This is a genomic window from Brucella daejeonensis (genome assembly GCF_014199265.1).
Classification (GTDB): Bacteria; Pseudomonadota; Alphaproteobacteria; order Rhizobiales; family Rhizobiaceae; genus Brucella; species Brucella daejeonensis.
Window position 1 is genome coordinate 37347 of sequence record NZ_JACIJG010000005.1, and the last position, 26377, is coordinate 63723.

The following is a 26377-nucleotide window of genomic DNA, read 5'->3' on the forward strand; positions in this document are numbered from 1 at the left end:
TTTCGTTTATCGGCGGAAACCTTCGCTGGCTCGCATCAGGTTTTGCGTATAATCGGTGTGAATATTGCCGGTGACGAGATCGTCTGCCTGCAACCGTTCCACAACCTCGCCATTACGCATGACAGCCAGACGGTCGCACATATGAGTGACGACGCCAAGATCGTGGCTCACCATGACGAAGGTGAGGTTGCGGTCATGGCGAACCTGTTCGAGAAGGTTCAGCACTTCCGCCTGAACCGAAGCATCGAGCGCCGAGGTGGGTTCATCGAGCAGCAGGATGCTGGGTTCGATAATCAATGCGCGCGCGATGGCGATACGCTGGCGCTGGCCGCCCGAAAGCTGGTGCGGATAGCGGAAGCGGAAACCGGAGCCCAATCCCACCTCGTCGAGCGCGCGCACGATCCGCTGTTCGCTGTCATCGACGCCATGAATGGCGAGCGGTTCCAGCAGCAGGCGATCCACCGTCTGGCGCGGATGCAACGAGCCATAGGGGTCCTGAAACACCATTTGCACATTGCGATAAAACGCCTTGTCGCGCGGCGTCTTGAGAATCTGGCCGTCGATGCGAATTTCGCCGTCTTCGACCGGGGCAAGGCCAGCCACGGCGCGCAGCAGAGTCGATTTCCCGGAACCGGATTCACCCACCAGCCCGTAAGATTCTCCACGCGCCACGTCGATGCTGACCGATTTCAGGGCGTGGAAATGATCGAAATAGACGTCGATATCATCGACGCTGAGAGCGGGCGCCGTACTCATAGCTTTCCCCGTCATAGCTTCCATGCCTCCTCACGCTGCAAGGTGGGCAGGGGATGACGGTCGGCTCCGATTTTCGGCATACAGTTCAGCAATCCTTGCGTATAGGGATGTTTCGCATTGGCGAGGTCCTTTGCCGCGATTTCCTCCATGATCTTGCCCGCATACATGACGATGACACGGTCGCAAAAGGAAGAAACCAGACGCAGGTCATGGCTGACGAAGATCAGCCCCATGCCACGTTCGGCAACCAGCCTGTCCAGAATGCCCAAGACTTCGAGCTGAACCGTCACGTCAAGCGCCGAGGTTGGTTCGTCGGCGATCAGCAATTCGGGTTCGGCCACCAGCATCATGGCGATCATCACGCGCTGGCCCATGCCGCCCGAAACTTCGTGCGGATAGAGCTTCATGACGCGCTCGGGATCACGGATTTGCACGGCTTCCAGCATGGCCGCTGAACGGCTGCGGATTTCGTCGCTGCTATATCTGCCATGGGCTTTCAGCGTTTCGGCGATCTGCTTGCCAATGGTCATTACCGGATTGAGCGAATATTTCGGGTCCTGCAACACCATGGCGACGCGGCCGCCGCGTAAAGAGCGGCGCTGGCGGGCAGGGGCGTTCAGAAGATCGATGCCGTCGAATTCGAGTTTTTGGGCGGTAATCTTCGCGTGGGGCGGGGTCAGTCCCATGATGGCGCGCCCGGTCTGGGACTTGCCCGAACCGGATTCACCGACAATGCCCAGACGCTCGCGGCCAAGCGTGAAGCTGACGCCGCGCACGGCTTCAATCGCTCCGGTGCGTGTCGGAAAAGTGACGCGCAGGTCTTCGACAGTCAGAAGCGGCTTCATTGGTTGTTACCCCGCGGATCGAGCGCATCGCGCAGGCCGTCGCCCAGAAGGTTGAAGCCAAGGCTGACGATAAGGATCGCAATGCCGGGCATGGCGGCGACCCACCACTGGTCAAGGATGAAGCGGCGACCGGAGGCGATCATGGCGCCCCATTCGGGCAGCGGCGGCTGTGCGCCAAGGCCGAGGAAGCCAAGACCGGCGGCGGTGAGGATGATGCCAGCCATATCGAGCGTCACACGCACGATCAGCGACGAGGTGCAGAGCGGCATGATGTGGCGCAGCACGATGCGGAATGGCGAAGCGCCCATCAGGCGGACCGCCGAAATATAATCGGAATTGCGCACCGTCAGCGTTTCGGCGCGTGCGATGCGCGCATAGGGCGGCCATGAGGTGATCGCAATGGCGATGATGGCGTTTTCAATGCCCGGCCCCAAGGCCGCGACGAAGGCGAGCGCCAGAATGAGTTTTGGAAAGGCAAGGAAAATGTCGGTGATGCGCATCAGGACCGCATCGACCCAGCCACCCGCATAGCCCGCGACCGTGCCGACCAGCAGCCCGATCGGGGCGGCAATGACGGCGACCAGAAGCACGACATAGAGCGTCAGGCGTGAGCCGTGGATGAGACGCGAGAGAATATCTCGCCCCTGATCGTCGGTGCCGAGCAGATAGCCGGGCGAGCCGGGCGGGAGGAGACGCGCATTGGCGAGATCGCCCACCACCGGCGAATGTGGCGCCAGAACATCGGCCAATGCCGCAACGACGAGCAGGCCGATAATGATGAGAAGGCCGAGAACGGCCAGCTTGTTGGCGGTAAACCGCCGCCAGACCATGTAGGAACGGCCAAGGCGGGCCTGGGTGCGCGACTGCGGACGCTCGGTGAGCAGCCATTCACGCCATGAGAGGTTGGAAGTATCTGTCATTTGGCTCATCGTGCGCGCGTCCTTGGATCGAGAAGCCGATAGAGAAGATCGGACACGAGGTTGAGCGCGATAAAGACCGATCCGATGACGATGGTGCCACCCAGAACGGCATTCATATCAGCGTTTTGCAGCGAATTGGTGATGTAGAGGCCAAGTCCCGGCCACGAGAAGATAGTTTCCGTCAGAACCGAACCTTCAAGAAGGCCGGCATAGGAAAGTGCGATCACGGTGACAAGCGGTACGGCGGCATTGCGCAGCGCATGGCCCCAGATGATGCGGGTTTCCGAAATGCCCTTGGCGCGCGCCGCGACGATATATTCCTGCTCAAGCTCATTGAGCATGAAGGAACGAGTCATGCGGCTGATATAGGCAAGCGAGAAATAGCCGAGCAGGGCCGATGGCAGGATAAGGTGGGAGACAATATCCTTGAGCGCTGGCCAGTCGCGCAGGATTATCGCGTCGATCAGGTAGAAGCCGGTGATCGGCGTGAAAGTATATTCGAACGTGATGTCGATACGCCCGGGACCGGATGTCCAGCCGAGCCGCGCATAAAAGATCAAAAGCGCCAGCATACCGAGCCAGAAAATCGGCACCGAATAGCCGACAAGGCCGATCACGCGCACGATCTGGTCAACGATGCTGCCGCGCTTCACCGCAGCGAGGACCCCAAGCGGAATGCCGAATAGCGCACCGATGATCGTGCCGACGGTTGCAAGCTCCATCGTGGCCGGAAAGACGCGGCGGATATCCGTCATGACCGGATTGGTCGTCAGAACGGAAGTGCCGAAATCGCCCAGCAGGACACCTTTCACATAAAGAAAGAACTGTTGGTAATAGGGCAGGTTGAAGCCCATTTCCTCCCGTACGCGCGCAACGACATGCGCGGGCGCGCGGTCGCCGACGATGGCCAGAACCGGGTCGATCGGCACGACGCGGCCGATGAAGAAAGTGACGGCCAGAAGGCCGAGATAGGTGGTCACGACGATGACCAGAAAACTGGCTATCGATGTGACGAGGCCCGATGAGCGCCGCGGGGCCCGCCGTACCTTTTTCGATGTTGTGTCAGTATTACTCAATGTTTTTGACCGCTTCCGGCAGTGAGAGCGTTTCAGGGCTTCTTCCGGTCCGGGAACCCGGATCGGCGGCGCCGCAAATTTTGCGGAGCGGCTTCCCATTCTGATTCAGAAAACCACTCCATCCCGTTGATTTGAAGCTGTTTCGGCGCGTGATGATTTTCACGCGCCGCAGGAAACACTATTCCTTGCTGATCGGCGCCAGGAAGTTGGAATCGAAGGTCGGGCCGAGCTTGTAGCCCTTGACGTTGCCGCGAACGCCAGCGACTTCGACCTGCTGGTACAGCATGACGAACGGGCTCTGGTCGAGAGCTTCCTGCTGAAGCTTCTTGTATTCCTCCGCGCGCTTGTCGGAATCACGTTCCAGAAGCGCTGCCTGAGCCTGTTTCGTCAGTTCGGGAATGTCCCAGGCATTGCGCCAGGCCAGGGTCTTGGTCGAGGCGTCGTCGCTGTTGTCCGGGTTGCTGGTGAAGGCTTCGCCATTGGAATTCGGGTCCCAGTAGTCCATGCCCCACTGGCCGATATACATATCGTGGTTACGCGCGCGATATTTGGTCAGCGTCTGTTTGCCGTCGCCGGGAATGATCTCGATCTTCACACCGGCTTGTGCGGCGGTCTGCTGGAAGGATTCCGCAATGCCGGTCACGGGCTGGGTATTGCGCACATCGAAAGTGACGGAAAGACCGTCCTTCAGACCGGCCTTCGCCAGCAGTTCCTTCGCCTTTGCCACGTCGAACTTATACGGATTGGATTCGAGAGCGCCCAGAACGCCCTTTGCCTGATAGGTCTGGCGAATCTCGCCGATGCCCTTGATAAGCGTCGAGCCGATTGCATCGTAGTCGACCAGATATTTGAACGCCTCGCGCACTTCCGGCTTGGCTAGTTCGGGGTTCTTCTGGTTGAGGCTGATGTAATAGACCGTGCCCTTTGCAGCGCTCGTCGTCGAGAGGTCGGCATTCTTCTGGACGGCTTCATAGTCGCCCGGTTCCAGGTTGCGCGCGACATCGACATCGCCCGATTCAAGCATCAGGCGCTGGGTGGCGCTTTCCTTGACGTGGCGATAGAAGACGCGGGCCAGCTTGGCCTTTTCGCCGTAATAATTGTCGTTGCGCTCCATGATAACGACTTCGTTTGCACGCCATTCGCGGATCACGAACGGGCCCGAGCCTGCCGATTTGGTCTTCAGCCAGGCATTGGCATAGTCGGTGTCATATTTGTAGTCGTCGGTCGGCGTGACCTTCTCGGCGTGCTCTTCGAGCAGCTTCTTGTCGACGATGGCGCCGACTGTTGCGGTCAGGCAGTTGAGCACGAAGCTCGGCGCATAAGGCTTGTCGACGGTGAACACGAAGGTGCCGTCGTCCACGGCCTTGGCTTTTTCATTGACGTTTTCGCCCGTCAGGCCGAACTGGGTCAGGATGAAGGCCGGGCTCTTGTCGAGGCGCACGGCGCGTTCGAAGGAATAGGCCACGTCGGCTGCCGTGATCGGGTTGCCGGAGGCGAATTTGATGTCCTTCTTGAGCTTGAACGTATAGGTGAGGCCGTCATCGGAAACGGTCCAGCTTTCGGCAACGCCCGGTACGACCTTCGAGGTGTCGTTGATGTCGAGGCGAACGAGCATGTCATAGGCATTGCCGATGAATTCTGCCGGGCTCAGTTCGAAAGATTCCGCCGGGTCCAGCGTGATGGTGTCGTCAATGGCCCATGCTTCGACCAGCGTGTCCGCCGGGGTGGCGCTCCAGGCCGGATTCGCCGCCATTACGGCCGCAAGCGCCGCGCCTGCGGCCAGAATACGAAAACGTCCGAAATGCATCATGGTATGAGTTCCCTTCCTGCTATTTTCTATGAGATTTTGTCAGTCCCGGTCAGGCTGCTTCGTGCCAGGCCTGTTTCAGGACACGTATCCAGTTGTCCCGGCAAAGCTTCGCCAGCTCGTTTTCACCATATCCCGCTTTTCGCAAAGCGGCGACAAGGTTTTGCGTGCCTGCGGCATCGCCGATTTCAGCGGGTATGGTTGCGCCGTCATAGTCCGAGCCGAGCGCCACGCAGTCGATGCCCATGCGCTCGACCATGTAGTCCACATGCCGGACCATGTCGGAAAGCGGCGTGTCAGCGCCTTCTCCGCCATCGGCCCTAAGCATGGTCGTGGCATAGTTCAGGCCGGCAAGCCCCTTGCGCTCGCGGATGGCATCCATCTGGCGGTCGGTGAGATTGCGCGCCACCGGGGTGAGGGCATGAGCGTTCGAATGACTGGCGATCAATGGCTGGTCACTCAGTTCCGCAACGTCCCAGAAGCCCTTTTCAGTGATATGCGCAAGGTCGATCAGAATGCCCCTGGCATTGCAGGTCCTGACCAGACGCCTGCCTGCTTCCGTGAGGCCCGGACCGGTGTCGGGGGTCATCGGATAGGAGAATGGTACGCCGTGTCCGAAAATATTGTTGCGGCTCCAGACGGGGCCGAGCGAACGCAGGCCGGCGGCATAAAAGACTTCCAGCGCGGCGAGATCGGCATCGATGGCCTCGCAGCCTTCCATATGCAGCACGGCTGCAAAGGTGTCGCTGTTCAGGGCTTCATCGAGGTCGCGGCCGTTCCGGCAGAGCTTCCAGCCCCCGGCAGCTTCCAGCCGCAGGGCGATTGCTGCGATTTCAAGGGCGATGTCGAGGGAAGGGCTGCGTTCCAGCGGGGGAGAAAGCGGAGTTTGGTAATGACCGTTGGCATCGGGCTTGCCAAGTTCGATATGTTCGCCCGACGATATGTATATGGCGCATATTCCACCGGCTAGACCGCCTTTGCGCGAACGGGGCAGATCGATATGGCCATTATCCGTCCCGCCGATAAATTCCTTTATCGGGTCTTCGCCCCTGCGGGCATTTTCCCAAAGCCGCAGAAGAACATCGTTATGTCCGTCGAAAACGCGCTGCATCTTTTGTTTCCTGACTGCATGGCCTGACTGCCTGGTATGCGCGGGCAAGGCCATATATTCGAACGTTCAGGCGCAAGGAAAAACACGGAAAAGCCAGATGGCTTTCCGATGTGACGGCCGAGCTTTGCGCTCTTGTTGTTCCCCCGCACTTTCACTCCCGATTTATAAGCGGTCACTGCGTGGGGGAGTCAAGTCGGGGCGTGTGGCGTTTCGGCTGCGAAATGAAGGGAAAGTGCGCAAAACGAAAGGGCCGCGCCATGGAACGCAGCCCTTTGTGCAAAAACAGAATTACCTGATGCGAAAACGGAATGAAGTCCTGTTTCGTCCATCGGCCTAGAATTTATAATTCAGGCCGGCCTTGATGGAATGGTTCTTCAGATTATTGCGCTGCTCGATGCCGTTGACGCGGGACTTCACGTCGCTGAAGCGCTGGAAGTCATATTCCGCCTTGACCGAGAGCGGGCCGCTCAAAGCCTGTTCGACACCGGCGCCGATGAGCGGGCCGCCCTCCCAGCCGGGTGCGGATGTGGTGTTGTCCTTGGCCTTGAAGCGCGTGACGCCATAGCCAGCCGTACCGTAGACGAGCGTCTTGTCGAAGGCATAGCCGATCTTGCCCTTTGCGTTGCCGTTCCACGACTGCTGGAGACTGCCGCCATCGCCGATGCGATGTTCGGCTTCGGCGAAATTGCCTTCCAGCTCCGCGCCGAAGACGATATTGCCGCTCTGCATGTTCTTGCCGACGACGACGCCGCCAAGCGCGCCGGTGCGGTTGGTAAAGGGGCCGGGAACCTTGGACGAGGAAGCGCCGATCTGCGCGCCGACATAGTTGCCGGACCAGTCGTGCGGGCCTGCCGAAACAGGATCGCTATAGGAATAGTCGGTCGAGTCCATCATGTCGGCAGCGTAGGCCACCCCTGCGAACGCGATGATTGCGGCGCCGAGCGCCGTTACGGTGAAAGAACGCTTCAACATTTTTTACTCCGATTTCCCGACCGGAAACGCTGGCGGGAAACATGCTTGAAATCTATTTTCGGGCAGGCAAAGGCCATGCCGTTGTGCAGCCAGTCATCTCGCCTGTGATTGTGACTAAATTTAAGAAAATTCGAGCGATTTCCACGCATCGCACAACCATTCCTTGCGCTATGCTTAACGAATGGTAATTGCCGATACCGTGTCAGATCAATCGCTGTGACCGGAAGCTCGTATGTCCATGCTTGCCGATGATAATGTGATCGTGGACGGTTATGCCGAGCGCCTTCGCCGCGGTGACGAGTTGCTTGGTCATTTCGATGTCGGCGCGGGAGGGAGTCGGATCGCCGGACGGGTGATTGTGCACCAGAATGATGGCGGTCGAGGAAAGCTCCAGCGCGCGCTTGACCACTTCACGCGGATAGACCGGCGTATGATCGACAGTGCCTTTCTGCTGGACCTCGTCCGCGATCAGCTTGTTCTTCTTGTCGAGAAAGAGAATGCGGAACTGCTCGCGTGTTTCGAAAGCCATGGCGGAGGTGCAATATTCGATCACCTTGTCCCAGGAGCCAAGCACCTCGCGCTCCATGATGGCGCTGCGAGCGCTTCGCATGGCAACCGCTCCGACAAGCCTGAGTTCCAGCGCAACGGCAGGCCCCGCTCCGGGCAGTTCGGCGATAAGCTTTTCCGGGGCGGCGAGGACTTCGGCAATGGAACCGAACCGGTTGAGAAGCGCCTTGGCCAGCGGCTTGGTGTCCGCCCGCGGGATGGCGCGAAAGAGCAGCAGTTCCAGCAGTTCATAATCCGCCAGCGCATCGGGAGCGTCCCTGAAACGCTGTTTGAGACGATCACGGTGCCCCGCATGATGCGGCTTGTCCAGCCTGGGCGTGAGTTGCATCGTATCGTTGAAGCCGGGAAACTGGGCGCTACCCGGCTCGTCGCTGTTCTTTGCCATCCTGTTTAAACCCCCGCAAAAACAGACCAGACAATTACCGACAATGATGTCGTTTGGCCATTATCGCATCGAAGCTGGACCGAAGACATTGGCGGGCGAGAGGGTGAATATCTCGCAGCCGTCCCTGGTGACGCCCAATGTATGTTCGTATTGCGCGGTCAGCGAACGGTCCCTCGTGACCGCCGTCCAGCCATCCGCAAGCACCTTCACATGCGGCTTGCCCAGATTGATCATGGGCTCGATCGTGAAGATCATGCCTTCCTTGATCTCGACGCCTTCGTTGGGCGTGCCATAATGCAGGATATTGGGCGCGTCGTGAAACAATTGCCCGACGCCATGACCGCAGAAATCGCGCACGACGGAGCAGCGTTCTCCTTCGGCATAGGTCTGGATTGCCGCGCCGATCGCGCCGGTCTTCGCGCCCGGCTTTACCGCCGCAATACCGCGTAGAAGGCTTTCATAGGTCACTTCCAGCAGGCGCTCCGCAGCGCGCTTGATTTCGCCCACCGCATACATGCGGCTTGAATCGCCGTGCCAGCCGTCCAGAAGATAGGTCACGTCGATATTGACGATATCGCCTTCACGCAGCGGCTTGTCGTTGGGAATGCCGTGGCACACGACATGATTGATCGAGGTGCAGGTGGAATTCGTATAGCCGCGATAGTTCAATGTCGCCGGAAAGGCACCGTGGTCCATGCCGAATTCGAACACGAAGCGGTCGATTGCATTGGTCGTCACGCCCGGCTTGATGATATCGTTGAGCGCATCGAGGCAGCGTGCGGTCAGGTTGCAGACGGTACGCATTCCTTCGAAGGCCTCCGGGCCGTACAGCCTGATCTGGCCTGTATATTTCATGGGTGCGCTTGTCGCTTCGATATAGGTCACCATCACTCGATCCGTCTTAATCTACTCAATCGGCACCAGTTCGGTGGCGTCGATATTCCTGTCCGTTATGTGGCACCGAACGGCCCAGGCCTCAACCCCGGATGCGCGCGCATGTTCGAAAGTACGTGCATATGTGGGATCGAGGTCGCCCGAAATGCTGAATCTGCTGCAATCGTTTCGCTGGATAATAAACAGCATCACACCTCGATGACCAGCGGCAACGACATCGACAAGCTCATTGAGGTGTTTTGCGCCGCGCGCCGTCACCGTATCGGGAAATTCGGCGAGGCCGGGCGTGCGGGTGAAGTGCACATTCTTCACCTCTACATAGGCGCGCGGGCGGTCGCCTTCATCCAGCAACAGGTCTATGCGCGAGTTTCGCCCGTATTTCTGCTCCCGTTTCAGGCTGGCATAGCCGGTGAGGTCGGGAAGAAGCCCTCGCAAAATGGCTTCCTCGGCGATCCTGTTCGGCAGCCCCGTATTGACGCCGACGAGCGTGTCGTCCGCCTCGACGATCTGGAGCGTATGGGCATATTTGCGATGAGGGGCATCCGAGACGCTGAGCCAGACCCGCGAGCCGGGCGCCGTCAGCCCAAGCATGGAGCCGGTATTGGGAACGGAAGCGGTTATGAAGCGCCCGTCATCGAGCGTGACATCGGCCAGAAATCTCTTGTAGCGACGTATCAGTCTGCCTCTGACGAGGGGCGTTTGAAAAAGCATGATGTTTTCTGGCTCGTTTCATAAAAATACGAAACGGCTTTTTGCTTTGAAACGACAGAAAAACCAAGCGCAAACGCATTTTTCAGGGAAAGAAAAACCAGCGAATGGTACGCCAAAATCGACGAAGATGAGAACTGGAATGCCAAAATTCGTAGATGACACGCGGAACAGGATGCCGATGAAAACAGCGCGAAGATAATTACTCCCCGATAAGCCAGCACAGCTGCTAATCCCAATAGCCCGTTTTCGGCGGCGGATCGCCTTCAGGATCGAAGAGGTCATCGGGGTCGGGAAACAGGTTCTGTTCTTTGAGCATCCCTGACAGGACCTCCAGTTCATTGCGAGATTCGAGGACCTGCAAGCGCAGCCGCGCCCAATCGATCATGCCCCTATATTCCGGGCCAGCTTCTGACAACAGCTTACTCGCCCCGTCAATTGTCTTACGGAGTTCGATCGCCTCTCGCTGGTCATCGGCCAAGCTTTGAAGGAACTCCTGTCTTGCGATCTCTCGCTGCTGTCGCTTTTCCTGAAGGTCGCGCCGGTAAGCAAGATGTTTGCGGCGACGTTCGTCAGCTTCACGTTCCTCGCGGCGGGCTCGATCGAAATGAACATGATAAAGAATCCCATCCGCTATCGATTCAAGCATCGATTCCAAGGATTGGAGTCGGCCGTCAGACCAGCGCTTTCTAGCGCCATCGGCCCAATTTATAACTTGAAAGGATAATTTGCCTTCGTGGATATAGTCGTATTCAGGCCAGAATCTCTCATAAGATAGCCACTGCCCTCAACGACGGGCAATCTCTCGCTGCCGCTCGTAGTCGTCGTGTTTCTTCTGCTCGTTAGGTGTAGGAACATGTTTCTCCCGTCGCCGGCCTTCGCTGAGTTCAAAGCGAACATTGTCTTGTCCAAGCTCAGCAGAGAATCCATGATCATTACGCTTGATCGTAAGTCCGCGTGCTTCTAACTCGATTATGAGATAGTGAATGAATGTGACTATTCGGCTCACCGATCCCGGTGCGACGTGAAGGCTGGCTACGGTAATCCCCCCGTTTTTAACGGGACTCGACAGTAGAATTCAGGCCGCCATTTTCAGTTTCTGTACGGGTGTTATTCCGCCGATTCCCATATTGGGCCGTTGGTTATTGTAGGTCCATAGCCACTACGGAGAGTGTCCGATCTTCTGTGTAATTTGAAACCGGTCTATGCTTCATTGAAAGGAAGCATGGATGACAATCCCGCAAGCCCTACTTGATGAACTTCTGAAGGATGTGAAGCGTCCAGAGGATTTGCTCGGTGATGCCGGGCTTATGAAAGAGCTGAAGATCCGGCTCATGGAATGGATGTTGGGTGCCGAACTGACGGAGCATCTGGGCTATGAAGAGGGCAAGGAAGCGCCGAGCGGCCAGCCGAACCGGCGTAATGGTTCCACGAAGAAGGCGTTGAAGAGCGAAGACGGTGAGTTGCCTGTGGCGGTTCCGCGCGACCGCGACAGCAGTTTCGAGCCGGCCTTGGTGAAGAAGGGCCAGAACCGCGTCATCCGCAAATCGATCAAGACGCGCGGATCGTTTCGGGAGTGTCATAAACTTTGTGTCTCCGATCCGGCCCATGCGGTTTGATACTCAAGCGGCGAAGCGCTCCTCGAACATTATGGCGAACCGGTTTCTGGCTGCAAACCATTCGCGTACATTTCTCCCCTCTTTTTCGAAGCCACGGATTGCCAGATAGATCAGCTTGGTTGCCGCTTCATCGGTCGGAAACCATCCGCGCGTCTTGATCGATTTGCGGATGACGCGGTTCGGGACCACGTGCCAGCGGCACAGATTGCCGATGCGATAGGCTGGAATGTCGAGCCGTTCGGCCAATTCTACCAGCGGATACGACCAGACGAGCGTGTGGAAACTTTCTCGTGAGAACAAACGGCCCGGCCCGGCGGAATAACCGAGATCCCCGCCGTTCGCAGGCGGCGGGGGTGCTTAGGGGAAGTAGTGGCTGCTTTCTCCGGTCTTCGAACGAGTGCCGCAGGCTGTAAACCGAATGCTTGTCGGTCTCGAGCAGCTTGTTCTCCGAGAGATATTTGTTCAGCGTGGCAGAAAGGGAATTGCCCTTGTCGCGATAGCGGGCGAAGCCGGAGGGGCTCTGCTTCATTGCCTCCAGCGCCATGCCGACAAGCGGCACGATACGGATGGATGACTCCGTTTTGATTTCGCGGGGGCTTTCTGGATCTTCGTCCGGTTCGATCTTAATATGCGGCACGTCCGAGGACAGCATTATGCGCTCGGGCATCAGGTTGCAGATTTCGGAAGGCCGCGCCCCGGTATTCGCGCAGATAAGGAGGATGTGCCGCGCCTGATCGTTCAGGCCAGCCAGTGCGCCGGGCTTCAATAGCTGGTCGGTGATCCACTTTTTCGAGAACGGCGGACGCTTGCGTTTCTTCATGCCCTTGCGCTTGAACCGCAGGCCATCGAATGGATTCTCCCGGTCCTTCTCCTGCATGTAAGCGAAATAGTCGCGATAGACCCCAGCCAGAACACCGAGCCGACGATTGCCTATATCGGCGGTATGAGTCGGAGCGCCTTCCTTTGGCGCAATCTTCTCCATCCAGTGACAGAAATAGGTCCGCGCATCCGCCCGGGTGATCTTCGCGATGTCCAGATCGCCCACCACTTCGATGAAGTGATCGATTCTGGCCTTCTTGCCCTTAACCCACCGGTCACGTTGTGCCGGGCTTTTGCCGTTGATTTGATGTGGCGCTATCTTCTCGACAAAGACCTTGTAGGCCTTGCTCAACGGCACAGCAGCGGAATCATCGGCAAGACCGAGAACAGCTTCCACGACCGGTTTCTGGATCGGCAGGGGTATAGCGCCGATACGCTGAAGGATTTCGTCTAAGCCCCCAGACGCTATCTGGCCGACGGTCTGATAGGTGAAGCCCATGGCCTTCGCCAGCTTCAGCGTTTTCTCGTGCTTCGTCCACGGATCGGACTATCCATGATGAGGGCCGCCCATAGTTCGGAGTCGGCCCGTTCATAGACGTCACGGAGCGCCCGAGCCTTGGCGAGGTCGGAGGTTTTCGGGGAAATGCGAATCTGTGGTGTACGCTTGTCGAGATGGAGCAGTTTGGTCGGGACGCGGCGACGATATTGATAACGACCGTCTCGAAGGACGATGAATCGATCTGGATCGTTTTCGCGCTTCCGCCCTGCCATTTTGGCCGCCCCATCGTGTCACGCTTCCGCAAGGATTTGTGTCACGGATTTCGTCAAATCGCAACGGTTCCGGGAGTTAGATCGGAAAAAGCGTAATGATTTCAATGGGTATTGCAAAAAAAAGTGGTACGCCCAAGGGGAATCGAACCCCTGTCTGCGCCGTGAAAGGGCGCTGTCCTAACCGCTAGACGATGGGCGCCTGTCGCTGGTGTGGGGCGCTTATAGTCAGGAAATTTCCGACTTGCAAGCCCCTTTTTCACCAATCCGTGAATAAATTCAGACGGCGTGAAACATCGCGCTTCAAGCGCTAAATCTCTGAATTTCAAGGAAAAAGAAAAACCAGCAAATGGTACGCCCAAGGGGAATCGAACCCCTGTCTGCGCCGTGAAAGGGCGCTGTCCTAACCGCTAGACGATGGGCGCCTGTCGCTGGTGTGAGTGGGCTTATATTCAGGAAGGTCCTGACTCGCAAGCCCCAAAAATCACTTTTCTGAAAAAAATCCGATGGGTTATGAAAACGGGGACAAACTGATGCGGTTTTGCGGTTATTTGCTTGAAAACAAAGGCAAAAGAAAAAGCCGGATCGCGTGATCCGGCTTGCATCATGCGGGAAAGGTCTTTTCCATCAGCCCTTGCAGCGCCAGTTCCAGTCACGTTCCGGGCCAACATCGACGTGAACCGATTTCGTGTGGCAGTAGGTGCCGACGCCGCCGCGTCCCGACATGGAGCGGGCGTAGCGGGCGACTTCCCATTTGGAAACGCCATCGATCTGAATGTCGGCTGCCGCGCAGATCATGTGAAACGATTTGCGTGCGCCGTTGACCTTGCGGTTATAAGTGGGGCTGCGATAGCCCGAAGTCACCATCACCGGCCGACGGAAATGCCTTTCCATGTTTCGCAACATGGCGACGAGTTGAGGCTTGAGGCAGGCGACATCGACTGTTTCGCGCTGGACCTTCAGGCCGTTCGGCGAGAGTCGGGCAAGGCCGGGCGCGGAAGCAAGCGTTACGCTCGCAAATTCATCGTCTTCATTCGCGTCGATATCGCTATCGTCGTAAATGCTGTTGCGGTGCTTGATCTCGAAGCCGCCATTGGGGCGAACGCCGGGCAGGGAATAGTTATACTCATGCTTGGCAGACGGAGAGACCGGCTTTACCACGGCAAGTTTCCGGTTTTCGGCCTTTTTGGAGCGCGCGTCGGTCGATTCGTCAGAGAAAAGGCGGGCAATGCTGTTCTGGGACGGTGTCGGCCGCTGCGGTGAAGCATAGGCGCTCTTCGTGGAGCCGAACAGCGACGCGACCTGAACGGGTTTTTCCGTTTCTGCCGGTTTTGCTGCTTCCGCCTGTTGCGGCTTGGCGGCTTCGTCCTTTTTGGTTTCTGCAGACGGTGCTTCCGGTTCGGCGCTATTTTCCGCCGCAGGCTTCGGCTCGCCCGCCTTGCTGCCGAATATTCCAAAAAGCGAAGTGCTTTTGGCGGGCTTCGGGGCGAGGGCTGCTACTTCGGCCGGTTGTGCGCCAGCCGGTGCGCCATTCGGTGCGGAGGATTTTGCCGCAGCCGTCTTGCTCTCGGTACTGGTATTGTCGGTCGTTCCGGCGTTCGCAACATCGGCGGGCTTGGTTTCGTCCTGTTTGGCGTCAGTCTTTTTCTCGTCCGCGACCGGAGCGCCTGCCGTTTCGGCGGCGACGGTCTGATCGACCGCACTTTGCAGGCTGTCTGCGAGCAGCGAACCATCGCTGCCGGAGGTCATCTGGAGCGGCTTGCCGTCAAGACCGGTGCCGGTCGAGGTGCAGGACGTGACAATGAGCGCAAGCAGCGCCACGCTGCCTGAAAGAAACCTGCCGGCGGTCCGGTGTGTTGGTTGTGCAAATTTCAACAGTCTGCTCCAGCTCGATTTCCCTGACCAGTTTGGCGGTCCCGGAATGGCCCCGGCCTACCTGGTTTCGGGAGATCGGCTCTCCCGTGCAAAGATGACCCCATGCCCTGTATGGAGTCTTCCTCACAGTTCCCGGTAATCGATTCCGGGAAAGAAATTCAGAAATATCAGCACATTATGATTGTCACTTCACAGCAGTGACAGCCATTTCGCTGTATTGCGCAAATCACCCGGCGGGCAATTCGTTACCAATTTTTAAGTTTTTTAGCTGCCGAGCGCAACTATTGATGTGAATTTTGGGTTGGTGAACTTCCCGGCATGTAAGAAAAACCTGAATATGACGAAATATTACTTTTTGTAACTTTTGGTTATATCTCGTTGTTCTGATTCGTGCCCGTCGTCCGCACGGGGCCCGGAACCGGCATCCCTGGGCGCGGGAATTTCCGATTTGGGCCACTCGCTTGTTGACAGGACGCCTTGTCATGGTGCTATCCCTTCGCAATTGCTTTATCTTTGTCTGGTGTTGTGGCCAACGGCACCCCATGCGGCATCAACCGGGAACAGAAACATGACCAAGCATACGCGGCAGATCGCCAATATCCTGCTGGCAGCAACGGCCGCCGCGATGCTCACTGCCTGCGCTGGCGGAAAAGAGTTTCAGGGTGTGCCGCAGGAAGGGGCGCTGCGCACCGGTACCTATCCGACATTCGGACGTATGCCGAAGGCTGCGACGACGCAGATCACCGTCGAGGAAAAGCAGCAGCTCACGACCAATCTCGATGCCGACCGCACGCAACTGGCGGTGTCGAAGAGCGCCGGCGGCGGTTTCACGCCAGCCGAAGCCGCGGCCCTGCGCAAGCAGGCTGAACAGGAAACCGACGCTACATTGAAGCAGATCGAAGCCGGGGAAGAATAATCCTCCTTTCGGTGTGGTCTCTTCGATTCCGATATTGGCTCGGCACCTTTATCAGAGGGATGCAAATGTCGGAATCAGACCACGCTAGGACGAAAAACTGCGCCCTTTGGCGCCGTGTATGTCTCGACCCGATTCGATTACAGGTGTATAGCTCCTCCCTGGCGCATGTGCGTCATTACGTTTAACCCTCCTTTGGAACAGGATCATGTCGGAAGAATTCCATAAAGTCCGCCGTCTGCCCCCTTATGTCTTTGAACAGGTCAACCGTCTGAAGGCATCGGCGCGAGCGGCGGGTGCCGACATCATCGATCTTGGCATGGGCAATCCCGATCTGCCGACCTCGCAGAATATCGTCGACAAGCTGTGCGAGGCCGTTCAGGACCCGCGCGCGCATCGCTATTCGGCTTCGAAGGGCATTCCGGGGCTGCGCCGCGCGCAGGCGCAATATTATGCGCGCCGCTTCGGCGTGAAGCTCAACCCGGATACGCAGGTCGTCGCCACGCTCGGCTCCAAGGAAGGCTTTGCCAATATGGCGCAGGCCATCACCGCGCCGGGCGATGTGGTACTGTGCCCGGACCCGACCTATCCGATCCACTCCTTCGGCTTCATCATGTCGGGCGGCGTGGTCCGCTCCATTCAGGCAAAGCCGGACGAAAACTTCATCACGGCGCTGGAGCGCGGTGTGAAGCACTCGATCCCGAAGCCGATCGCGCTGATCCTCAACTTCCCGTCCAATCCGACCGCTTATGTGGCCACGCTCGACTTCTATAAGGATGTGGTGGCTTTTGCGCGCAAGCATGACATCGTCATCCTGTCGGATTTGGCCTATTCGGAAATCTATTTCGATGGCAATCCGCCGCCGTCGGTGCTGGAAGTGCCGGGCGCGATGGATGTGACGGTGGAATTCACCTCCATGTCGAAGTCGTTCTCCATGCCGGGATGGCGCATGGGCTTTGCCGTCGGCAATGAGCGTCTGATCGCGGCGCTTACCCGCGTGAAATCCTATCTCGATTACGGTGCGTTCACGCCGATCCAGGTGGCGGCGACGGCCGCGCTCAACGGTGACGGTTCGGACATCGCCTATGTGCGCAACGTCTACAGGCAGCGCCGCGACGTGCTGGTCGAAAGCTTCGGACGCGCGGGCTGGGAGATTCCGCCTCCGGCCGCGACGATGTTCGCCTGGGTTCCGATACCGGAACGCTTCCGCTCACTGGGTTCGCTGGAATTTTCCAAGCTTCTGGTGGAGCAGGCCGATGTGGCCGTTGCACCGGGCATCGGCTTCGGCGAACATGGCGACGATTATGTGCGTATCGCTCTGGTCGAGAACGAGCATCGCATTCGTCAGGCCGCGCGCAACATCAAGCGGTTCCTCTCCGCCAAGGATGAAAACCTGCAAAATGTGATTCCGCTCGACGGCCGTCGCGGATAAAATTTCAGAATAACTGCGGGCCGTCACTCACGGTCCGCAGCATCCCGCCCGATAAAGCTACTCCATACAGAAGGTCGAAATAATGAGTGATGCATTGCGGATCGGCGTTGCCGGCCTCGGCACCGTTGGTGCTTCGGTGTTGCGTATCCTGCGTGACAAGTCCGACATGCTCACACGCCAATGCGGCAAGCCCGTGACGGTTACGGCGGTCAGCGCCCGCGACCGTACGCGGGATCGCGGTGTCGATCTTGCCGGTATTGCGTGGTTCGACGATCCGGTGGAACTGGCGAAATCCGCCGACATCGACGTTTTCGTGGAACTGATCGGCGGCGAAGACGGCCCGGCCAAGGCGTCGGTGGAAGCTGCCCTGCATAGCGGTCGCCATGTCGTGACCGCCAACAAGGCGCTGCTTGCCCGCCATGGTGTCGCTCTCGCCAGGATCGCCGAGGACAAGGGCGTCCTGTTGAATTTCGAAGCTGCCGTTGCGGGCGGCATACCGGTTATCAAGGCGATGCGTGAATCGCTCACCGGCAATACGGTTTCGCGCGTTTATGGCATCATGAACGGCACCTGCAACTATATCCTGACCCGGATGTGGGAAGAGGGGATTTCGTTCGAAGCCTGCCTGAAGGACGCGCAACGGCTGGGCTATGCCGAAGCCGATCCGACCTTCGATATCGAAGGCAACGACACCGCGCACAAGCTGGCTCTTTTGACCAGCCTTGCCTTTGGCACGCAGATTGCCGCCGCCGATATTTATCTGGAAGGCATCAGCAATATTTCTCTGGCCGATATTCGCGCCGCCGACGAGCTTGGCTATCGCATCAAGCTTCTCGGCGTTGCGCAGAAGACCGATACCGGCATCGAGCAGCGCGTGCATCCGACCATGGTGCCGACCTCGTCGGTCATCGCGCAGGTGCATGGCGTCACGAACGCCGTCGCCATCGAAACCGATCTTCTGGGCGAGCTTCTGCTTTCCGGTCCCGGCGCTGGCGGCAATGCGACGGCTTCCGCCGTCATCGGCGATATCGCCGATATCGCCAAGAGCCGTCCGGGTTTCCAGCACGGTCCGGTATTCAGCACGCCCGCCAGGGCCTTGCAGCCTTACAAGCGCGCCAAGATGCGCAAACATGCGGGCGGTTACTTCATCCGCCTGACCGTGTTCGACCGCATCGGCGCCTTTGCCGCGATTGCCAAGCGCATGGCGGAAAATGACATTTCGCTCGAATCGATCGTGCAGCGCCCGCCTATGGACGACATGCAGCAGGAGGGAACCAAGACGGTGATCCTCGTTACGCATGAAACGACGGAAGCCGCCGTCAAAAAGGCGCTGGAAGCCATCCTCAAGGACGATCATCTGGTGAGCAAGCCGCAGATGATCCGCATCGAACGGGCTGGCTGAGAGCGGAACATAAAACGATTGCGCTAAATCGATTAAGTATTTGAACGCGTATTGTTTTTAGTTTTCACCCTTGCCGTATGCGACTGACTTTGACAAAACAGTCACAGTAATCCGCAAAGATTGGGTCGCTTTAACGCAATTCGAATTCAGGACTTTGTTCAAATGGCCAAGACCGCAGAGCAGCACCCGCACGGACTCGATCGCATCCTCACCCTCGAACTGGTCCGCGTGGCCGAGCGTGCAGCGGTGGCCGCGGCGAGACTGCGCGGACGGGGCGATGAGATGGCTGCCGATCAGGCGGCTGTCGATGCCATGCGTCAGGAACTGAACCGTCTTCCGATTGCGGGCACTGTCGTTATTGGTGAAGGCGAGCGCGACGAAGCGCCGATGCTCTATATCGGCGAGGAAGTCGGCACCAGGCAGGGACCGGACGTCGATATCGCGCTCGATCCGCTGGAAGGCACGACCATCTGCGCCAAGAACCTGCCGAATTCGCTGGCCGTGATCGCGATTGCCGAAAAGGGCAATCTGCTTTATGCGCCGGACGTCTACATGGAAAAGATCGCAGTCGGTCCCGGCTATCCGAAGGGCGTCGTCGACCTCGACGCAAGCCCCACGGACAATATCATGTCCATCGCCAAGGCGAAGGATGTGAAGCCGAACGAAATCACCGCCTGCATCATGGATCGGCCGCGTCATGCGCGCCTGATCGAGGAAGTGCGCGCGACGGGCGCTGCGATCCGCCTGATTGGTGACGGCGACGTTGCCGGCGTGATGCACACGACGAACCCGGATGAAACCGGCATCGACATCTATATCGGTATCGGCGGCGCGCCGGAAGGCGTTCTGGCTGCGGCGGCGCTGCGCTGCATCGGTGGCCAGATGCAGGGGCGCCTGCAACTCAACAGCGAGGAGAAAGTCGCCCGCGCTGCAAAGATGGGCATCGCCGATCCGAAGAAGATCTATACGATGGAAGAAATGGCCAAGGGCGACGTGCTCTTCGCGGCGACGGGCGTGACGGATGGCAACATGCTGTCGGGCGTGAAGTTCGCGCGCGATTATATCCAGACCCATACCATCGTGATGCGTTCCTCGTCACAGACCATCCGTGAGATCAAGGCAAGGCATCAGGATTTGTCCAAGTTCTAGGACCTATCGATATTTCGGCTCTGGCGGCCTGCAAATGGCGTTGTTCTGCGTTTCCGGTGCGCATGTGCCCTTAAGTACATTCCGCTCCGGTTCTCGAACTCCACCATTTTCGCCACGCCATACCCAAAATCTCAACAGGGCCGGGCGCTCTTTATAACGGCGGCATTGCAAAAATGCCGCCGTTTGTGTCTTTAAAGAGCTTATGACGACAGAGCGACTTTTCCTTGGAATAAAACAATCGGCAACCGGCCAGAAATGGGTAGACCGGCTGGGCTTGCGTGAAGCCAATACCGCGCTTGCCATAGCGCAGCATCACGGCATTTCCGATCTGGTGGCGCGGGTTCTGGCCGGGCGGGGCGTGAGCGTGGAAGGCGCACCGGAATTCGTTGACCCGACGCTGCGCAAGCTCATGCCCGATCCCGCGTCGCTCACCGATATGGAAAATGCGGCAGGACGCATCGCCGACGCGATCGAGCGGCGCGAGACCGTTGCGATCTTCGGCGATTACGATGTGGACGGCGCCTGTTCCTCGGCGCTGATGGCGCGGTTTCTAAAGCATTATGGCATCCAGCACTCGATCTATATTCCAGATCGTATTTTCGAGGGCTACGGCCCCAATCCGGATGCCATGCGCGATCTTGTTGCCAAGGGCGCGACCCTTATCGTCACGGTCGATTGCGGCACCAACAGCGCGCCTTCCATCACGGCCGCGAAACAGGCGGGAGCCGATGTGGTCGTGCTCGACCACCATCAGGTCGGCGGCGATCTGCCGGAAGATGCGGCGGCGATCGTCAATCCCAACCGGGAAGACGATATTTCCCGGCAGGGGCATCTTTGCGCCGCCGGTGTCGTCTTCCTGACGCTGGTGCAGGTGGCCAAAATCCTGCGCGAACGGGGCAAGGGGTCCGGTCCCGACCTCCTTTCCATGCTCGATCTGGTGGCATTGGCGACGGTTTGCGATGTGGTGCCGCTGAAAGGCGTCAATCGCGCTTTCGTCGTCAAGGGGCTGCTCGTGGCGCGGGCGCAGAGCAATGTCGGGCTGGCCGCGCTTGCGCGTGTTTCGCGCATCGGCGAGCCGCTCAACGTATTTCATCTGGGTTATCTGATCGGACCGCGCATCAATGCGGGCGGGCGCATCGGCGATGCGGGGCTGGGCGCGCGGCTTTTGACGCTCGACGATCCGGCCATGGCGGACCGTATTGCCGTCGAACTCGATCGGCTCAATCAGGAACGTCAGGCCATGGAGGCCGAAATGCTGATGGAGGCGGAGGCGGAAGCTTCGCTCGAAATTTCGGGCGGGGCCGGCGCTTCCGTAATCGTCACCGCAAGTGAGCGCTGGCATCCGGGCATTGTCGGGCTGCTCGCTTCGCGGCTGAAGGAAAAGGCGCGGCGTCCGGCCTTCGCCATTGCATTCAATGCCAATGGCGTCGGGTCGGGATCGGGCCGCTCGATCAGCGGGCTGGACCTCGGCAAGCTCGTGCGCGGCGCGGTGGAGCGGGGCCTGCTGGTCAAGGGCGGCGGTCATGCCATGGCGGCGGGGATCACCATAGAACGCGGCAATCTGGGTGCGCTGCGCGCCTATCTCGAAGAGGAATCGGCCCATATCGTCTCGCGCCTGCGTGAGAACCAGAGCCTGTCCGTCGATGGCGCCCTGGCCGCATCCGGTGCGACGGTGGCGCTCTATGAGGCATTGCAGAAAGCGGGGCCATACGGTTCGGGGCATACGCAGCCCATATTGGCGCTGCCTCATCATGTGCTTGCCGATGTGCGGGGCGTCGGGCGCGATCATGTGCGCGTGAGCCTGCGCGGGGCGGACGGCAAGCGGGTCAACGCCATCGCCTTTCGGGCGGCGGAAGGCGATCTGGGGCGTTTTCTGTTCAACAATATCGGCCAGAGCGTGCATGTGGTAGGCAATCTGTCGCTAAATCATTGGAACGGTTCGGTCTCGCCCCAGATACAGATTCTGGACGCCGCTTCGCCTGTTTAACGTTTCCGGGCCTTTTTGAAATTTCCGGATTTTTTGTCTTCACGCCCTTGTGAGAAACAGGGGCCAATTCCCATATGAGCACTGAATTAGGGTCAGGACCCGTTAATTTGATGGAAATGGCACCTGAAATGACAAGAACTGCAAGAAAAGACGCGAAAAACGGGGTTGTTCCCCCGGTTGAGCGGCTTGACGCCGCAGATCGCCAATTTCCGGCCTTGGCATTTCGGTGTCCGAAGGATGTGGTCCATCCGCCCGGCTACAGTGTCGAAAAGTCTCGAAAATGAACCACATTTCCTTCGCCTTTTCTCCTCGTATCCAGACGGATGGCCTCACACCATTTCCACCAAATTAACAGGTCCTGACCCTAAACATTCAGCCATGTCTCTAAGTGGGAGAAACAGATGCCGGGTTCCGGAAGCCGACTGACCAGACTGACGGTCGCACTTGTTCTAGGCCTCGCCGCCTCGTTCGCTGCCGTCGATTTCGCGGAGGCTCGCCGCGCGGGCGGCGGCGGTTTCGGCAGTCGCGGCGTGCGCACCTATTCTGCGCCGGCGCCGACGCGCACCGCACCCAACAACGCGGCTCCCATCGAGCGTTCGATGACGCCGAATACGGGCGCAAGCCAGACCACCCGTCCGACGGCAGGCGCAACGCAGGCACAGCGTTCGGGCGGCATGTTCGGCAGTTTCGGTCGTTCCATGCTTGGCGGATTGCTGGTCGGTGGCCTGATCGGCATGTTGCTCGGTAACGGTCTCGGCGGTCTTGCGGGCATGTTCGGCCTGATCCTACAGGTCGCCGTCATTGCGCTGATCGCGATGTTCGTCATGCGCATGTTCGCCAATCGCCGCCAGACGGCTACGGCTGGCGCCGGCAATGCCGGATCGCAGCCTTTCGGCGCTGCCAGGAGCGGGGCCGGTTTCGGTGGCCGCCCCCCTTCGGTCAATCCCTTCGGCGTCGGGCAGAATGCCGCTCCGGCGGCACCGGCGGTCGATGACGAGCCGACGGATGTCGGTCAGGAAGATCTCGACCGCTTCGAGCAGATGCTGTCGGAAATCCAGAGCGCCTACGGTCGCGAGGATTATGCGGCGATGCGCAAGCTCACGACACCGGAAGCCATGTCCTATCTGGCGGAAGAACTGGGCGAGATCGCTTCCAGCGGGAAGCGCAACGAGGTGAAGGACGTCAAGCTGCTTCAGGGCGACGTTTCGGAAGCCTGGCGCGAAGGCAATGTCGAATATGCGACCGTTGCGATCCGCTATTCGGCAATCGACGTCATGCTGGACCGCAATACGGGCGCGGTCGTCGAAGGCAATCCCGACGAGCCGGTGGAAAGCGTGGAGCTTTGGACCTTCACCCGCACCGATGGCGGAGAATGGCTTCTCGCAGCCATTCAGGGAACGGAATAACCGTTCAGGATTGAAAAAGCCCGGTCGCGAGACCGGGCTTTTTCGTTACCATTTGCCAATATTTTCGGCGGAAGCCCACGGCTCCTGCGGGGCGAGGCTTTCGCCCTTCTGGATCAGCTCGATGGAAATGCCGTCCGGCGATTTGATGAAAGCCATGTGGCCGTCGCGCGGCGGGCGGTTGATGGTGACGCCGGCATCATGCAGCTTCTGGCAAGTGGCATAGATATCCTCCACCACATAGGCGAGGTGACCGAAATTGCGTCCGCCGGTATAGGTTTCCGGGTCCCAGTTATAGGTGAGTTCCAGTTCCGGCGCGTGTTCCGCCCTGGCGCGGTCCTTATCGGACGGAGCGGCCAGAAAAATCAGCGTGAAACGCCCTTTCTCGTTCTCGATGCGGCGGATTTCTTCAAGGCCGAGTTTGTTTACATAAAAATCGAGAGATTCGTCGATGTCACGAATTCGGACCATCGTGTGCAGATAGCGCATTGTATTTTCCTCGGTTGCTGAAGTTCGGGAAACGTGTGGAAGACCGATTGGTTCGCCCGATATATCAATTCCAGTGCGAAAGCGGGAAGGTCAAGCCTTGATGCGCGGAAGTGACCGGCAAAAGTAACCATGAAACTGCGAAGTCTGTGTCTTCATGGGGACGGACAAAAGTTTAGGCTTGCCGCCACCGGTTAAGGAAGTGTTATTCTTTGAGCCAGAATCAGGTCTGAATTGCAACGGAAGAAATAGAGGAGGGGCGAACGCATGGCGGACAAGTCTGTGTCAAATGACCAGTTTAACAGCCAGCACGCCTCAGAAGAGCTGGGCGATCTCATCGAAGTCTCGGGCCATATCAAATGGTTCGACGTAGCCAAGGGCTATGGCTTCATTGTTCCGGATCAGTCCGACCTGAACGATATCCTCCTTCATGTGACTTCGCTGCGCCGCGACGGTTTCCAGACCGCGCTGGAGGGCGCGCGCATCGTCTGCGAGGTTCGCCAGGGCGAGCGCGGCCTGCAATGCTTCCGCGTTCTGTCGATGGATACCTCGACTGCCGTTCACCCGGCGCAGATGCCGCCGCAGCGCACCCATGTCACCGTCACGCCGTCGAGCGGGCTGGAACGCGTGATCGTCAAGTGGTTCAACCGCACCAAGGGATTCGGCTTTCTCACCCGCGGCGAGGGGACGGAAGATATTTTCATCCATATGGAAACGCTGCGTCGCTTCGGCATGATGGAATTGCGTCCCGGTCAGGTCGTCCTCATCCGCTTCGGCGAAGGCGACAAGGGCCTGATGGCTGCTGAAATCCACCCGGATATCGGAACCGCGATCCCGGTTTCTCATTAAGAGCCAGTTTCAAAAGTCGCCATGAGCGGCTGCAAATGGCAATTTTCTGCGTTCCGGTACTCGGAAATCATCATTTTCGCACGCACATGCCGCTTTTTGTTTCAGGCCCCAACCGGGCGCGCCTGTTCCCAGTGTGCGCAATTTCCCGATGGCCGGGTTCCCGATTGTAACAAGCCGGTGAAGGACGCCTTGTGCGGTCCCGCACGGTCTTGTCGTCATCCTGTCCCGTTGATAGTTTGCAGCCAGTTATTTGTCGGAAATGGGCAGGGTATGGGTCGTATTTTTCTCGCTTTTGCATTCGTCTTCCTTGCATTTGCCGCTCAGGCGGCCGAAACGCCGCCAATGCGCCTGCCGCTCGACAAGGAACCGCTGACCTTCGTTCTGTCGAATGGCAACAAGGCCAATTTTGCGCTCGAAGTGGCGCAAACCGACGAAGCGCGTATGCGCGGCCTGATGTGGCGCACGGATTTTCCCGAGGGCCGCGCGATGATCTTCGTGTTCGGCGAGATGCGTCGGGTGATGATGTGGATGCAGAATACGCCGTTGCCGCTGGATATGGTTTTCCTCGATGACAAGGGACGGGTATCGGCGATTCACGAAAATGCGGTGCCTTTCTCGGAAAATATCATTTCCTCGGAGGTTCCCGCAGCGTATGTCGTGGAACTTCTGGCCGGTACGGTCAAGCGGACCGGCATAAAGCTGGGCGACAAGGCCGTCCATCGCGTGATCTGCGGCGCCTGCCGGTCCTGATCGCAATTTGTTTTTACGCACGTTTCTAAAACCGTTTCACAGTTTTCGGGATGCGCCGGAGAGGAAATTCAGGTGAGTGTCTTCGACATGGAATATTTCGAGAATGACGGCTTGCGTCTGGCATATCGTCAGGATGGAGAAGGCGATCCCATCCTGCTCATTCACGGCTTTTCGTCATCGAGCCTTGTCAACTGGGTTTCGCCGGGCTGGTTCCGTACGCTGACGGAAGCGGGGTATCGCGTTATCGCGATAGACAATCGCGGACACGGTCTTTCAACCAAGAGCCACAATCAGGAAGATTATACACCGAGCAAGATGGCTGGCGATGCGGCCGCGCTGCTCGATCATCTGGGCATCGGCAAGGCGCATGTCATGGGCTATTCCATGGGCGCGCGCATTACCGCATTCATGGCCCTCGAACATTCAGAGCGGGTTCATAGCGCCGTTTTCGGCGGGCTTGGCATCGGCATGGTGACGGGGGCTGGCGACTGGGAGACGATCGGAGAGGCGCTGCTTGCCGAAGATCCAACGACGATCACCCATCCGCGCGGCCAGATGTTCCGCAAATTCGCCGACCAGACCAAGAGCGACCGCGTGGCGCTCGCCGCTTGCGTGATCACCTCGAAGGAACTTGTTCCGGCGGCGGCGATCGCACGGATCATGCAGCCGGTGCTGGTGGCCGTCGGCACGACGGACGACATTGCCGGCAGCGCGCAGGAGCTGGCCGATCTTCTGCCCAACGGGCGGGCGGTCGATATTCCTGGCCGCGATCACATGCTGGCGGTGGGCGACAGGGTTTACAAGCAGGCTGTATTGCAATTCCTGAAAGAGAATCCGCTTTGAAGACACGGGATTTCTGACGAGTGGCCGACCAGAGGCTTGTG

General features: G+C 58.6%; 25 protein-coding genes, 2 tRNA genes and 1 pseudogene. 10 read left to right on the forward strand and 18 right to left on the reverse strand.

The window, feature by feature from the left end:
- Positions 1 to 6: 6 nt before the first annotated feature.
- The 11 genes from FHS76_RS07535 to FHS76_RS07585 all read right to left on the reverse strand — a co-directional run bounded on the left by FHS76_RS07535 (position 7) and on the right by FHS76_RS07585 (position 10690).
- The gene (locus tag FHS76_RS07535; protein ID WP_235992610.1) at positions 7 to 771 is read right to left on the reverse strand and encodes an ABC transporter ATP-binding protein; all 765 of its coding nucleotides are present in this window, start codon (positions 769 to 771) and stop codon (positions 7 to 9) included.
- A complete protein-coding gene (locus FHS76_RS07540) occupies positions 768 to 1601 on the reverse strand; it encodes an ABC transporter ATP-binding protein (RefSeq protein ID WP_183650274.1) in 834 nt (277 codons plus the stop codon). The genes FHS76_RS07535 and FHS76_RS07540 overlap by 4 nt, the downstream gene beginning before the upstream one ends.
- Positions 1598 to 2530 carry an ABC transporter permease gene (locus FHS76_RS07545; protein WP_183650276.1) on the reverse strand — a complete coding sequence of 311 codons (933 nt, stop codon included), beginning with the start codon at positions 2528 to 2530 and terminating at the stop codon, positions 1598 to 1600. Before FHS76_RS07545 ends, FHS76_RS07540 begins: the two co-directional genes overlap by 4 nt.
- Positions 2527 to 3597 carry an ABC transporter permease gene (locus tag FHS76_RS07550; protein WP_183650278.1) on the reverse strand — a complete coding sequence of 357 codons (1071 nt, stop codon included), beginning with the start codon at positions 3595 to 3597 and terminating at the stop codon, positions 2527 to 2529. The genes FHS76_RS07545 and FHS76_RS07550 overlap by 4 nt, the downstream gene beginning before the upstream one ends.
- Before the next feature lie 178 nt (positions 3598 to 3775).
- On the reverse strand, positions 3776 to 5407 hold the full coding sequence (locus FHS76_RS07555) for an ABC transporter substrate-binding protein (protein ID WP_183650280.1): 1632 nt from the start codon (positions 5405 to 5407) through the stop codon (positions 3776 to 3778).
- Between the two features lie 49 nt (positions 5408 to 5456).
- A complete protein-coding gene (locus tag FHS76_RS07560) occupies positions 5457 to 6515 on the reverse strand; it encodes a dipeptidase (RefSeq protein WP_183650282.1) in 1059 nt (352 codons plus the stop codon).
- A gap of 333 nt (positions 6516 to 6848) precedes the next feature.
- Entirely contained in the window at positions 6849 to 7487 is a 639-nt protein-coding gene (locus FHS76_RS07565; protein WP_183650284.1) for an outer membrane protein, read from the reverse strand.
- A 202-nt stretch (positions 7488 to 7689) separates the two neighbouring features.
- The gene (gene radC / locus FHS76_RS07570; protein WP_183650286.1) at positions 7690 to 8439 is read right to left on the reverse strand and encodes a RadC family protein; all 750 of its coding nucleotides are present in this window, start codon (positions 8437 to 8439) and stop codon (positions 7690 to 7692) included.
- A gap of 60 nt (positions 8440 to 8499) precedes the next feature.
- Positions 8500 to 9327: a type I methionyl aminopeptidase gene (gene map, locus FHS76_RS07575; protein WP_183650288.1), complete on the reverse strand. Its 828-nt coding sequence runs from the start codon at positions 9325 to 9327 to the stop codon at positions 8500 to 8502.
- Between the two features lie 18 nt (positions 9328 to 9345).
- The gene (gene sfsA / locus FHS76_RS07580) at positions 9346 to 10044 is read right to left on the reverse strand and encodes a DNA/RNA nuclease SfsA (RefSeq protein ID WP_183650290.1); all 699 of its coding nucleotides are present in this window, start codon (positions 10042 to 10044) and stop codon (positions 9346 to 9348) included.
- Between the two features lie 226 nt (positions 10045 to 10270).
- Positions 10271 to 10690 (reverse strand): hypothetical protein, encoded by a 420-nt coding sequence (locus tag FHS76_RS07585; RefSeq protein WP_183650292.1) that lies wholly within the window; start codon positions 10688 to 10690, stop codon positions 10271 to 10273.
- A gap of 580 nt (positions 10691 to 11270) precedes the next feature.
- Here FHS76_RS07585 and FHS76_RS07590 point away from each other — a divergent pair.
- Positions 11271 to 11660, forward strand: a complete 390-nt coding sequence (locus FHS76_RS07590) for a transposase (protein WP_210306035.1) — start codon at positions 11271 to 11273, stop codon at positions 11658 to 11660.
- A gap of 3 nt (positions 11661 to 11663) precedes the next feature.
- Here FHS76_RS07590 and FHS76_RS22525 read toward each other — a convergent pair.
- The 6 genes and pseudogenes from FHS76_RS22525 to FHS76_RS07615 form a co-directional block, all read right to left on the reverse strand.
- Positions 11664 to 11831, reverse strand: a pseudogene (locus FHS76_RS22525) (IS256 family transposase); the annotation flags it as partial.
- Positions 11788 to 12978, reverse strand: coding sequence for a site-specific integrase (locus tag FHS76_RS07595; protein WP_183650295.1), 1191 nt, complete (start codon positions 12976 to 12978; stop codon positions 11788 to 11790). The pseudogene FHS76_RS22525 and the gene FHS76_RS07595, both read right to left, overlap by 44 nt.
- A gap of 14 nt (positions 12979 to 12992) precedes the next feature.
- Positions 12993 to 13250, reverse strand: a complete 258-nt coding sequence (locus FHS76_RS07600; RefSeq protein ID WP_183650298.1) for a DUF6538 domain-containing protein — start codon at positions 13248 to 13250, stop codon at positions 12993 to 12995.
- 124 nt (positions 13251 to 13374) lie between these two features.
- Positions 13375 to 13449 (reverse strand) — tRNA-Glu (locus FHS76_RS07605).
- A gap of 148 nt (positions 13450 to 13597) precedes the next feature.
- A tRNA-Glu gene (locus tag FHS76_RS07610) sits at positions 13598 to 13672 on the reverse strand.
- 202 nt (positions 13673 to 13874) lie between these two features.
- Positions 13875 to 15122, reverse strand: coding sequence for a D-Ala-D-Ala carboxypeptidase family metallohydrolase (locus tag FHS76_RS07615; RefSeq protein WP_210306036.1), 1248 nt, complete (start codon positions 15120 to 15122; stop codon positions 13875 to 13877).
- A gap of 568 nt (positions 15123 to 15690) precedes the next feature.
- Between FHS76_RS07615 and FHS76_RS07620 the strand changes: the two genes are divergently transcribed.
- The 6 genes from FHS76_RS07620 (at position 15691) to FHS76_RS07645 (ending at position 23411) form a co-directional block, all read left to right on the forward strand.
- Positions 15691 to 16038 carry a hypothetical protein gene (locus FHS76_RS07620; protein ID WP_183650300.1) on the forward strand — a complete coding sequence of 116 codons (348 nt, stop codon included), beginning with the start codon at positions 15691 to 15693 and terminating at the stop codon, positions 16036 to 16038.
- 205 nt (positions 16039 to 16243) lie between these two features.
- On the forward strand, positions 16244 to 17467 hold the full coding sequence (locus tag FHS76_RS07625; RefSeq protein ID WP_183650303.1) for an LL-diaminopimelate aminotransferase: 1224 nt from the start codon (positions 16244 to 16246) through the stop codon (positions 17465 to 17467).
- 82 nt (positions 17468 to 17549) lie between these two features.
- Complete coding sequence (locus FHS76_RS07630) at positions 17550 to 18869, forward strand: homoserine dehydrogenase (RefSeq protein WP_183650305.1); 1320 nt, start codon at positions 17550 to 17552, stop codon at positions 18867 to 18869.
- Positions 18870 to 19031: 162 nt separating this feature from the next.
- Positions 19032 to 20018, forward strand: a complete 987-nt coding sequence (gene glpX / locus FHS76_RS07635) for a class II fructose-bisphosphatase (protein WP_183650308.1) — start codon at positions 19032 to 19034, stop codon at positions 20016 to 20018.
- 202 nt (positions 20019 to 20220) lie between these two features.
- Positions 20221 to 22005 carry a single-stranded-DNA-specific exonuclease RecJ gene (gene recJ / locus FHS76_RS07640; RefSeq protein ID WP_183650311.1) on the forward strand — a complete coding sequence of 595 codons (1785 nt, stop codon included), beginning with the start codon at positions 20221 to 20223 and terminating at the stop codon, positions 22003 to 22005.
- 401 nt (positions 22006 to 22406) lie between these two features.
- Positions 22407 to 23411, forward strand: coding sequence for a Tim44 domain-containing protein (locus FHS76_RS07645; protein WP_183650314.1), 1005 nt, complete (start codon positions 22407 to 22409; stop codon positions 23409 to 23411).
- A gap of 45 nt (positions 23412 to 23456) precedes the next feature.
- Here the strand turns inward: FHS76_RS07645 and FHS76_RS07650 are convergent, their stop codons facing one another.
- The gene (locus FHS76_RS07650; RefSeq protein WP_183650317.1) at positions 23457 to 23897 is read right to left on the reverse strand and encodes a VOC family protein; all 441 of its coding nucleotides are present in this window, start codon (positions 23895 to 23897) and stop codon (positions 23457 to 23459) included.
- Positions 23898 to 24161: 264 nt separating this feature from the next.
- Here FHS76_RS07650 and FHS76_RS07655 point away from each other — a divergent pair, with 264 nt between their 5' ends.
- From FHS76_RS07655 to FHS76_RS07665, 3 genes are all read left to right on the forward strand, one after another.
- A complete protein-coding gene (locus tag FHS76_RS07655; protein ID WP_183650320.1) occupies positions 24162 to 24743 on the forward strand; it encodes a cold-shock protein in 582 nt (193 codons plus the stop codon).
- A 270-nt stretch (positions 24744 to 25013) separates the two neighbouring features.
- Positions 25014 to 25493 (forward strand): DUF192 domain-containing protein, encoded by a 480-nt coding sequence (locus FHS76_RS07660; protein WP_183650323.1) that lies wholly within the window; start codon positions 25014 to 25016, stop codon positions 25491 to 25493.
- A gap of 72 nt (positions 25494 to 25565) precedes the next feature.
- Positions 25566 to 26336, forward strand: coding sequence for an alpha/beta fold hydrolase (locus tag FHS76_RS07665; RefSeq protein ID WP_183650326.1), 771 nt, complete (start codon positions 25566 to 25568; stop codon positions 26334 to 26336).
- Positions 26337 to 26377: the final 41 nt, after the last annotated feature.